This window comes from Streptomyces sp. NPDC058877, from assembly GCF_042742855.1.
Classification (GTDB): domain Bacteria; phylum Actinomycetota; class Actinomycetes; order Streptomycetales; family Streptomycetaceae; genus Streptomyces.
The window spans coordinates 20,260-29,033 of the sequence record NZ_JBHYMF010000088.1; the positions used below are offsets into that span (position 1 = coordinate 20,260).

At 74.4% G+C, this 8,774-nt stretch carries 6 protein-coding genes; 4 read left to right on the forward strand and 2 right to left on the reverse strand.

The genetic code is table 11. The features are described from left to right. The 4 genes from ACFW2Y_RS20915 to ACFW2Y_RS20930 are packed head-to-tail and all read left to right on the forward strand — an operon-like array spanning window position 1 to window position 3,891. Entirely contained in the window at window positions 1-1,062 is a 1,062-nt protein-coding gene (locus ACFW2Y_RS20915; protein ID WP_384881166.1) for an ABC transporter permease, read from the forward strand. After that, window positions 1,059-1,943, forward strand: a complete 885-nt coding sequence (locus ACFW2Y_RS20920; RefSeq protein ID WP_384881169.1) for an ABC transporter permease — start codon at window positions 1,059-1,061, stop codon at window positions 1,941-1,943. Before ACFW2Y_RS20915 ends, ACFW2Y_RS20920 begins: the two co-directional genes overlap by 4 nt. After that, entirely contained in the window at window positions 1,940-2,905 is a 966-nt protein-coding gene (locus tag ACFW2Y_RS20925) for an ABC transporter ATP-binding protein (protein ID WP_384881172.1), read from the forward strand. Before ACFW2Y_RS20920 ends, ACFW2Y_RS20925 begins: the two co-directional genes overlap by 4 nt. Next, window positions 2,902-3,891: an ABC transporter ATP-binding protein gene (locus tag ACFW2Y_RS20930; RefSeq protein WP_384881174.1), complete on the forward strand. Its 990-nt coding sequence runs from the start codon at window positions 2,902-2,904 to the stop codon at window positions 3,889-3,891. Before ACFW2Y_RS20925 ends, ACFW2Y_RS20930 begins: the two co-directional genes overlap by 4 nt. Window positions 3,892-3,985: 94 nt before the next feature. On the opposite strand, the gene ACFW2Y_RS20935 is transcribed toward ACFW2Y_RS20930, so the two are convergent. Together ACFW2Y_RS20935 and ACFW2Y_RS20940 are read right to left on the reverse strand one after the other, a co-directional pair. Beyond that, on the reverse strand, window positions 3,986-4,939 hold the full coding sequence (locus ACFW2Y_RS20935; protein ID WP_384881177.1) for a bifunctional riboflavin kinase/FAD synthetase: 954 nt from the start codon (window positions 4,937-4,939) through the stop codon (window positions 3,986-3,988). A gap of 39 nt (window positions 4,940-4,978) precedes the next feature. Further along, the gene (locus ACFW2Y_RS20940; RefSeq protein WP_384881180.1) at window positions 4,979-8,596 is read right to left on the reverse strand and encodes a trypsin-like peptidase domain-containing protein; all 3,618 of its coding nucleotides are present in this window, start codon (window positions 8,594-8,596) and stop codon (window positions 4,979-4,981) included. Between the last annotated feature and the right edge of the window lie 178 nt (window positions 8,597-8,774).

Sequence of the window (8,774 nt, forward strand, 5' to 3'; positions counted from 1 at the left end):
ATGACGACGGCAAGCACTCCCGCCGACGCGGCGCGGGTCGAGCAGGCCCGCGCCGCGGACGGCGCGCTCCGCACCGGTTCCTCCTCCGGCTATCTCCGCCATGCGGCGGGGAAGCTGGGTGGCGCGCTCGTCTCGCTCCTCGCGGTGCTGGTCACCAGCTTCTTCCTGTTCCGGATCGTTCCCGGCGACCCGGTGAAGGCGATGACCCACGGCGCCCCCACCTCGGCCGAACAACTCGCGACGCTGAGACACCAGTTCGGCCTCGACCTACCGCTGTGGCAGCAGTTCACCGACTACTGCGCCAAGGCGCTGAGCGGCGATCTCGGCACTTCCTTCCAGTTCCGCTCCCCGGTCGGGGAGTTGATCGCGGCAAAACTGCCGGCGACGCTCCTGCTCACCGGGGTCGCCGTGGTGATCTACTCGGCGCTCGGGCTGTGGCTCGGCACCCGTTCGGCCTGGCGGCACGGCGGTCTCGGCGACAAGCTGAACACCGGCATCGCGCTGACCCTGTGGTCGGTGCCCTCCTTCTGGCTCGGGCTGCTGCTCATCATCGTCTTCTCGGTCGGCGCGGGCCCGGTGCCGGGGCTCTTCCCGACCGGCGGAATGGAGTCCGGGACGGGCGAGACCGGCCTCGCACACGTCCTCGACGTCGGCCACCACCTGGTCCTGCCCGTCGTCACGCTGGTCGCGGTCGGCTACGCGCAGACCCTGCTGGTGATGCGCTCCTCGCTCCTCGACGAAATGGGCAGCGACTACCTGACGACGGCGCGGGCGAAGGGACTGCGCGACGACCTCGTGCGGCGCCGGCACGCGGTGCCGAACGCGCTCCTGCCCACCCTCACCATGGTCTTCATCAACCTGGGCCACGTGGCGGCCGGTTCGATCCTGGTGGAGACGGTGTTCTCCTGGCCCGGGCTCGGCGGGCTCTTCTACCAGGCGCTGAGCGTGCCCGACCTTCCGCTGGTGCAAGGGCTGTTCGTGGTCTTCGCCGGAGCCATGATCCTGATGAACCTGATCGCCGACCTGCTCTATCCGCTGCTCGACCCCCGGGTGGGCCGATGACATCCCTCACCTGGGAGCGCCGCAGGGAATCGGCCGCCCGCTTCTGGAAGCAGTACCGCACCCACCGGGCAGGACTGTACGGCCTCGTGGGACTCGCCCTGATCGCCCTGATCGCGCTCGCGGCCCCGCTGCTCGTCGGCGCGGACGTGCAGTCCGTGACGGCGGCACCGGGCACCGCCCTGGAACCGCCGAGCGCGGAGTTCCCCCTCGGCACCGACCAGTTCGGGCGCCCCCTGCTCGGCCTGCTGGTCTGGGGGGCACGGATCTCACTGCTCGTCGGCCTGCTCGCGGCGGCTCTCTCCGTCGCGATCGGAACGCTGGTGGGCATCCTCGCGGGGCACTACGGCGGCTGGCTCTCGACCGCCGTCATGCGGATCACCGACTGGTTCCTGGTGATGCCCACCCTGGTCCTCGCGATCGTGCTCGCCACGGTGATGTCCCGGTCGATGTGGACGGTGGTGCTGGCGATCGGCGTGACCTCGTGGCCGACCACGGCCCGCCTGGTGCGGGCGCAGACGATCGCGGTGGAATCCCGCCCGTACATCGAGCGGGCGACGGCGCTGGGCGGCGGCCACCGGCACGTGATGACCCGGCACGTGCTGCCGAACGTGACGCCACTGGTGCTCGCGCAGACCACGCTCGGCATCTCGACCGCGATCCTCACCGAGGCGACCCTCGCCTTCCTCGGCCTCGGTGACCCGACGGTGGTGTCCTGGGGCGGCATGCTCCAGGACGCCCGGGAGGCGGGCGCCGTCTCCTCCGGGCACTGGTGGTACCTGGCCCCGCCCGGGATCGCGATCGCCCTGGTCGCGCTCGCCTTCACGCTGTGCGGGCGCGCGGTGGAGTCCGTGCTCAATCCGAAGCTGGGGGTGGGGCGATGAGCCTGCTGGAAGTACGGGACCTGAGGGTGACCTACGGGTCGGGTGCGGACGCCGTGCCCGCCGTGCGCGGGGTCGACCTGACCCTGGAGCCGGGCACCAAGCTGGGCGTGGCCGGCGAATCGGGCTGCGGCAAGTCCACCCTCGCGCTCGCGCTGCTGCGGCTGCTCCCCGCCTCGGCGCGGATCGAGGGCGAGATCCGGCTCGACGGCGACGACGTGCTGACCATGTCCTGGGGACGGCTCCGGGCCGTGCGCTGGGCGGGGGCCTCGATCGTCTTCCAGGGCGCGATGCACTCGTTGAACGCGGTGCAGCGGATCGGCGAGCAGATCGCAGAGCCGCTGCTCGTGCACGGCCGGGCGACCCCGGCGGCGGCCCGTGGACGGGTCGCCGAACTACTCGAACACGTCGGTCTCCCGGCGGCCCGCGCCGCGGCCCATCCGCACGAGCTGTCCGGCGGGCAGCGGCAGCGGGTCATGATCGCCATGGCGCTCGCCTGCGACCCCCGGCTGATCATCGCGGACGAGCCGACGACCGCGCTGGACGTGATGGTCCAGGCGCAGATCCTGCGGCTGATCGAGCTCCTCGTCGCCGAGCAGTCCATCGGCCTGCTGATGATCAGCCATGACCTGGCGGTCCTCGCCGACACCTGCGACCGGCTGGCCGTGATGTACGCGGGCCGGATCGTCGAGGAGGGACCGGCGCGGGCCGTCCACGAGGCGGCTGCGCACCCCTACGGGCGGGCGCTGTCCTCGGCCTTCCCACGCATCGGGGACCCGGCGTCCCGGCGGGCGCCGCGCGGTCTGCCGGGCGATCCTCCGGACCCCGCCGCCCTGCCCGGCGGCTGTGCCTTCCACCCGCGCTGCCCGGTGGCGGTGGACGGCTGCACGGAGTCGGACCAGCAACTGCGGGAGGCCGGGGCGGGCCACCGGGTCGCCTGCATCCACGTGGGGAGCACGCCGTGAACACCCATGCCCCTGCCCGCCCGCTCCTCTCGGCGCGCGGACTGCACGTCTCCTTCCCGGGCCGGCGGGGCGCACCGCCCGCGCGCGCGGTGGACGGCGTGGATTTGGACGTCGGGGCCGGCGAGATCGTGGCGCTGGTCGGCGAGTCGGGCTGCGGCAAGACGACGCTGGCCCGTTCCCTGCTCGGTCTGGTCCGCCCCACGTCGGGGACGGTCTCCTTCGACGGGCAGCCGCTCGCCCGCTCCTCCGGGGCCCTCAAGGCCTTCCGGAAGCGGGCGCAGCTGGTCCTCCAGGACCCGAGCGGTTCGCTGAACCCGCGGCACACCGTGTACGACGCGGTGGCGGAGGGACTGCGGATCCACCGGTACGAGGGGGACGAGCGGGCGGCCGTCGCCGGCGCCCTGGCACGCGCGGGACTGCGACCGGCGGAGCGGTTCTTCCTCCGCTATCCGCACGAGCTGTCCGGGGGACAGCGGCAGCGGGTGGTCATCGCGGGCGCGCTCGTCCTGGAGCCCGAACTGCTCGTCGCCGACGAGCCGGTGGCGTCCTTGGACGCGTCCGTGCGCGGCGAGATCCTGGCGCTGCTGTTGCGGCTCCGCGACGAACTGGGCCTGTCGGCACTGGTGGTGACGCACGATCTGGGCTTGGCGTGGAACATCGCGGATCGGGTGGCGGTGATGTACCTGGGCAGGGTGGTGGAGATCGGCCCGGTGGAGTCCGTACTGATGCAGCCCCGACACCCTTACACCCGTGCGCTGTTGTCGGTGCTGCCGGAGTCGGGGGGCGCACCGGTGGTGCTGTCCGGAGAACCGCCGGACCCGTCCCGGATCCCGTCCGGCTGCCGCTTCCACGCACGGTGCCCGCTTCTGGCCTCGGGAGAGGCGTCAGCGGTGTCGGACCGCTGTCGGGGCGAGGACCTGCCGGTCCTGGACGGGTGGCGACGGGCGGTGGCCTGCCACTGGGTGACGGGGACCCCACGGGACTGAGCCCGCACCGGACCCGGTCCCGTCACCGCCCCGTGGGACCGGCGGCCGAGGGCCCGGCACCGGTGCGGGCCCCCGCCGCCGGGCGACCGGACGATCAGGCCCGGTCGTACTCCTCCGTCAATTCGCGGCAGCGCTTCACGTCGCCGGCCATCGCCTGGAGGAGGTCGTCCAGGGTGTCGAACTTGAGCATGCCGCGCACGTACGCGAGGAAGTCCACGGCCACGTGCAGCCCGTACAGGTCGAGCCCCTCGCGGTCGATCGCGTACGCCTCCACCGTTCGGTCCTTGCCGTCGAACTGGGGGTTCGTGCCGACCGAGATCGCTGCCGGCATCCGCTCTCCCGCAGCCGTCAGCCAGCCGGCGTAGACGCCGTCCGCCGGGATCGCCGTGTGCGGCACGGTCTCGACGTTGGCCGTCGGGAAGCCGAGCTCCCGGCCGCGCTGCGCACCGCGGACCACGACCCCCTCGACCCGGTGCGGGCGGCCGAGGATCTCGGCCGCGCCCGCCATGTCGCCCTCGGCGACCAGGCGGCGGGTGAGGGTGGAGGAAAAGGGCTCGCCGCCACCGGCCGCACCGCTGACGTAGAGGTCGACGACCTCGACCTCGTAGTCGTAGGTGGCGCCCGTCTCGGTGAGGAATTCGACGTTGCCGGCGGCCCGGTGCCCGAAGCGGAAGTTGGGGCCCTCGATGACCAGCTTGGCGTGCAGCTTGTCGACGAGCACCTTGACGATGAAGTCGGCCGGGGACAGCTGGGAGAACTCGGTGGTGAACGGCAGCACGAGCACCGCGTCCACGCCCAGCTCCTCGATCAGCTCGGCGCGCCGGTGGTGCGGGGCGAGCAGCGGGGGGTGGCTGCCGGGGCGGACGACCTCGGAGGGATGCGGGTCGAAGGTGACCACGACGGAGGGGACGCCCAGCTCCCGGGCGCGCTCGACGGCCCGGCCGATGATCAGCTGGTGTCCGCGGTGCACCCCGTCGTAGGAGCCGATGGTGACGACGCTGCGCCCCCAGTCCTGGGGGATGTCCTCCAAGCCACGCCAGCGCTGCACTGTGACCGCTCCTCGTCCGCCTGTTCGCCCTGTTCGCCTTTACGCAGGTCTAAGACTGCCATGTCCACGGCTGTCGGCACGCATCGGCATGGCGCTACCGGTACTGCGCAGCGCCCGGAGGCCCTCCGGGCCGATGAGCGGCTCCCAGTCATCGGGGGCGGCGACCGTCCAGGCCAGCAGCAGTGCGGCGAACGCGGACCGCTCGCGGACGACCCCTGCCAGGGCCCGGTCGAACCACCGGGCACCCTCCGGAGTCCGGACGCACAGCGCACCGACCCGTTGCACGAGCGTCCGGGTGCGGACCGCACTGCGCAGCTCGGCGCCCTCCGCGGCGGCCCTCAGGAGCGCCTCCAGGACCGTGTGGTCACCACTCTCGACCTCATGGCACTCGTGCTCCAGGAGGACGTCGAGCAGCTCGGCCCGCAGATGACGGGAGGCACCGGTGCCGGGGGCCGCGAGAACGGGGGCGAGTGCGCACCGCAGTGCCGCGGGACGGCCCCGGATCAGGGAGGTGACCAGGGGGAAGAGGACGGCCCTGGCCGCCGGTCCGTCCTCGAACCGGCGGTCGACGAAGGCCGCGACGTGTCGGGCCCCCTCGGGGTGGCCGGTTGCGTAGTTGCGGACGAGGGCGGCGATCCTGCGGGCCAGGGCCGGCGTGTCGACCTCTGCGAGGGCCTGCAGGGCGGCTGCCGGCGCCTCCCCGGCACCGTACAGCCGGAGCCGCAAACCGACGAGGGCCTCGTCGGGGTGGGTCGGGAGGGCTTCGGCGAGGGAGTCCGCGGGGACCCGGGGGTCGGCCAGGGCGCGGGGCAGGTGGCGGGACCTGCTGTGCGGGTCGCGGACGAGCAGTCCGAGGGCGACGCCGTGGAGGTTCTCCTCGCCGGGGCTGGCGAGCAGGGCGAGCGCCGCGTAGCGCAGGAGCTCCCGGTCGGCGGTCGTGGTGGTGTGCCGCGCCACCAGGTGCCCGTACGCAGCGGCGGCGGCACGGCGCTCCGGACGCCCGTCGTCGTGGGCCCAGCGGTCGACGGCCCGGCAGAGCGCGGAGGGCTCGTCCTCGGCGAGCGCGACGAGGAGGTGGTCGGCGAGCGGATGGGCGGTGGCGACGAGCGACTCGCACAGGTCGTCGACGGCGAGGCCCCGGTGGGTGTGCAGGAGGGCCTGGGCAGCGGTGGCGACGGTCGCGTGGGGAGCGGCGGGCAGCGGCCGGGCGTCGCCGAACCAGCGGCAGAGGAGGGGCTGGACGCCCCGGGGGTCGGCGGCGAGGAGCGCGGCCACCGCTTCGAGGACGCGGTCCCCGTGGGGCGGTGCGCCCGGCGGCGGGTCGGCGGGGACGAGCCGTCGCAGCAGATCGATCCGCTCGTCTTCGCCGATGGGCAGGGCCAGCCAGAACGGGGGCCCGAAGGGGGCGAAGACCGGGTGCCGCCGGGGGCGGGCGCCGATCCGGTCGGCGAGCAGGCGCAGGACGGACAGGTACGGGCGCGGGTCGGACATCCCCTGCACGCCGTCCCGGAGGAGCCGGGCCGCCCACCAGGCCCCGTCCCCGTGTTCCTCCTCCTCGGCGAACCGCGCCAGTGCCTCGACGAGCGCCACGAGCCGGGGTGCGAGCCCGGCGGGCCCCTGCTCCCGGTGGAGCAGGGAGAGCGCCTGCGACACGGGACCGATCCGGTGCCGGGGCACGGGTAGCTGCCCGCCCGGTCCTTCGGTGCGGGCGTCCCGCTGCGCCGGCAGATCGGCCCGGGCCGGGCCACCGGTGTCGGGCGCGCCGGGCTGCCCGAAGGGGCCGGAACCGGTCGGCGCGCCGGGCCGGACCGAGGGGCCCGGCCCGTCCGTGCGGTCCGTGCGGTCCGCCGCGGCTTCCCCGGGAGCCGGGCGGCCGGGCCCCGGGAGCGGCTCTCCGTGGTGGCTGTGGACCAGCCCGTGGAGGGCCGCGTCCAGGTCGAGGTGGGCGGCCTGGACCCAGTCGGCGAGTTCCTCGTGGGCGAAGCGGTAGCCCGCGCCCGCCGGGACGAGGAGGCCCTCGGTGAGGACGGCGGGGGCCCATCCCTCCCGCCAGGGGAACAGTTCCTCGAAGGAGGGCCGGTCGAGGACGCCGTGACCGGGTCCGAGGCATCTGCGGGCCGCCTCGTGGACTCGGCCGGTCACCCGTGCGGCGAGCCGGCGGACCGCGGCCCCGCGGAGCTGCGGCCGGGCCCCGGCAGCGATCCGGACGGCGACCCGCAGGCACATCAGGTCCAGGTGGGCGGTGAAGATCTCCTCCCGCCCGGGCCTCCCGGGCACCTCTCCCGGCAGCGCCGCCCGTACCTCGGCGAACAGCCTCAGGGCCAGCGGGTGACGGGCGTCCGCCTCTGCGACGGCCTCCGCCCCGATCCCGTATCCCTCCCGTACGGCACGCGCCTCGGCCTCGGTGTACGGCCCGAGGGGGACGGCGGAGGGCAGGCCGTCGGCAGGAGGCTCGGTCGGTCGGTGCAGGGCGTCGGGGGCGTAGAGGGCGCCGGCCTGCTCCCAGTGCTCGGGGCGGCAGGCCGTGACGAGGCGCACCCGGTGGGCACGGAGCCACTGCTCGGTGGTCGCGGTCCAGTCGGCCAGCCGGTGGGCGAGGAGCGGTGGCATCTCCTCGGGTCCGTCGAGGACGACCAGCAGCGGGCGGCCGGCCTCCCGGGCGAGTGCGGCGGCGCGTTCCGGGGTCGCGGTCGTGGTGTCACCGGGCACTCCGGAGGCGGTGACGATGCGGCCGGCTTCGTGGAGGGCGCGGGCGACGGCATCAGCGAGCGAGCGGTCCTCGGCGCGCAGGTCCGCGCCGCGCAGCCGGACGGTGGGAGCGGGGGCCGCTCCCCGGGCCCGGCGGACGCAGAGGGCGGCGAGGGCGGTGGTGCGACCGGTGCCGGGGGCGCCGACGAGGGCGAGGACCGGCGTGTCACCGGCCGTGAAGCGGGTGAACTCGCGCAGACAGTCAGGGCGTTCGACGGGCTCGGGCCAGGGGGCGGGGTCCCGTGCGGGTCCGGTGGAGGTGGCGGTGAGCTCCAGGATCGCGGCGAGGTTGAGGTCGGGGCCATAGGCGGGAACGGTGGCCGCGTTGCGCCGCAGCAAGGGGGCGAGCGGGCCGACGGGCCGGAGCGGCACGGCGTATCCGGCGGCCCTGCGGTCGCCCCGTAGGGAGGTGCCGAGCACGCCGAGGACGGTGCCGGTGGCGGTGTCGAGAACGGGGCCGCCGGTGGCATGTCCGCCGCGACGGAGTGCGTCGGCGCCTTCGGTGCCGATGGCGAGTGCGAGGGCGTCGGCCAGGGAGTGGAGGCGGTCGGTGGCGACGTGGGTCACGACCGCCGGGCCGAGGACGCGCGCTTCGCGCCAGCCCCCGGCGGCGATTCGTACGTATGTGCCGGGATCGATCTCGCTGCGGGTCGCGACCGGCAGCGGGCGACCGCCGAGTCCTTCGGTCCGTACGAGGGCGAGACCGCTCTCCGGCAGGGGGGTGATGGACTCGACGCCGACGGAACAGGTCCGGTCGTCGTGGGCGCACAGGGTCACGCGGCCGAGCCCGTCGACGGCTTCGTGGCTGGTGACGACCGTTCCGTGGTGGTCGACGAAGAACCCGGTGCCGCGCGGCCGGCCCGCCGGATCGCAGATCCTCACCAGCGTCCCCAGGTCCCCGCGTCCCATGGTGTCGACGGTAGGCAGCCGTTGATCACCCGGAGACGCTCCTCAGGAAACGCGCCCCCGGCGCTCCCCCCGTTCACTCCGAGCGCCTCCCTGATGAGGTGAATTTCCACGACTTCGCGGGACAGACACTCCCAGGGGAAACAGAGGGGGGCGACGGGGGAAAGACGTGGGGCGGGCA

Excerpts from the sequence above, each read along its gene's own strand:
- ACFW2Y_RS20915 (WP_384881166.1), top strand. The coding sequence starts at position 1 with ATGACGACGGCAAGCACTCCCGCCGACGCGGCGCGGGTCGAGCAGGCC.
- ACFW2Y_RS20920 (WP_384881169.1), top strand. The coding sequence starts at position 1,059 with ATGACATCCCTCACCTGGGAGCGCCGCAGGGAATCGGCCGCCCGCTTC.
- ACFW2Y_RS20925 (WP_384881172.1), top strand. The coding sequence starts at position 1,940 with ATGAGCCTGCTGGAAGTACGGGACCTGAGGGTGACCTACGGGTCGGGT.
- ACFW2Y_RS20940 (WP_384881180.1), bottom strand. The coding sequence starts at position 8,596 with ATGGGACGCGGGGACCTGGGGACGCTGGTGAGGATCTGCGATCCGGCG.